This window comes from bacterium (assembly GCA_024228115.1).
Lineage (GTDB): Bacteria > Myxococcota_A > UBA9160 > UBA9160 > UBA6930.
On the sequence record JAAETT010000019.1, the window covers coordinates 1 to 1,418 of the forward strand.

General features: G+C 19.3%; 1 protein-coding gene and 1 pseudogene. One reads left to right on the forward strand and one right to left on the reverse strand.

The window, feature by feature from the left end; genetic code table 11:
- Positions 1 to 183: 183 nt before the first annotated feature.
- Positions 184 to 870, reverse strand: a pseudogene (locus tag GY937_00515) (hypothetical protein).
- Positions 871 to 1,069: 199 nt separating this feature from the next.
- Here GY937_00515 and GY937_00520 point away from each other — a divergent pair.
- Positions 1,070 to 1,336 carry a hypothetical protein gene (locus tag GY937_00520; GenBank protein MCP5055189.1) on the forward strand — a complete coding sequence of 89 codons (267 nt, stop codon included), beginning with the start codon at positions 1,070 to 1,072 and terminating at the stop codon, positions 1,334 to 1,336.
- Positions 1,337 to 1,418: the final 82 nt, after the last annotated feature.

Here is a 1,418-nt window from a genome sequence, read left to right on the forward strand (position 1 = left end):
AGATAATAGAAGAATAAATAATGGAAAGAAAGATAAGTAAATAATTAACGTTAGAGAATAGAGAATAACGTTTTTATTAATATGCATTGCATTATATTTGTTAATCATGTTCTGCATTAATAAATTAAATACCTATCATAATACAGATATTACAAATTTAACTAGATAAAGATAATACACCTATCATATATATACCATAAACCCTAATCCTACAACATATAATAAATTAAACAATCCCAACATAAATAATCCTATTAGAATAAAAAATGGATTAATAGGAATAATACGATTAAATATAATAAAAAAATAAAAATAAGATATAAAAGAAAAACAAATATAATATATAAATAAATAACAATCAATCTCTAATATACATATTAAACATAATAATTCACTAATAAAATTCATAGATCCAGGAAATGATAAATTACATAATAATAACATAATTAAAATAAATAAATAAATATAATCAATGAAATATAAACAATCAATATATCGAGTATAAGATTTTGATATTAAAATACCTGCATATAAAAATAAACCTACAGAACAAAATCCATGCGAAAGACTAGTTACTATTGCAGTTAATAGAGATAAATGATTTAATAAAAATACAACACATAACACATAATTCAAGTGCATAATCGAAGAAAATCCAATAATCTTTTTTATATCAAAACATCTAAAAATCCCACCTAATACTATAAAAATTCCTAATAAAGAAAAACTAATTATAAAAGAGGATATAAAATATATAAAAACAAAAAGAGAATTAAATATAAACCTTAGAATTCCATAAACCCCTAACTTTAATAATAAACCAGCTAAAAATAGAGAAGTTGAAGTATTAACTTCACAATGTACTTCTGGTAATCAATAAAAAAAAGGAAAAGAAGGTATCTTAATAAGAAAGGGTATTAATAATAGTAAACATAGCATTATGCTGTTAAAATTAAATATAATAAATAAAGAAATATAAATAAATAAAAATAAACATCCAATTAATGAGAAAGAATACAAATAAAAAGATGTCCTAATCTTATAATATGAAGAACAAAAAATCATAACCATGAAAAATAATATAATAATTAAAGCCTCAAAATTAATAAAGAAGAATATAAGAGAACTAAATAAAAAGACTAAAAAAAATAAAAGAAATAAAATAAATAATAATAAAGAAAATAATGAAGAACAACATTCAAATCCACCAATTCAATCAATAAAGGAAATAAGAGATAAAATAAGAAAAATGAAAGAAAGACAAATAATATCAAGAAAGATAAAGATAGAAAAATATATAGAGAGCTCTTCAATAATAATATATATTAATGAATAATAGTAAAATAAAATAAATGAAAAAATAAATAAAGAATAAAATCCTAATCAAAGATAAAACATCATACAAATATACCAAATGC

Bases quoted from the DNA above. Each gene is read 5' to 3' on its own strand.
- GY937_00520 (MCP5055189.1), top strand. From the start codon at position 1,070: ATGAAAAATAATATAATAATTAAAGCCTCAAAATTAATAAAGAAGAAT.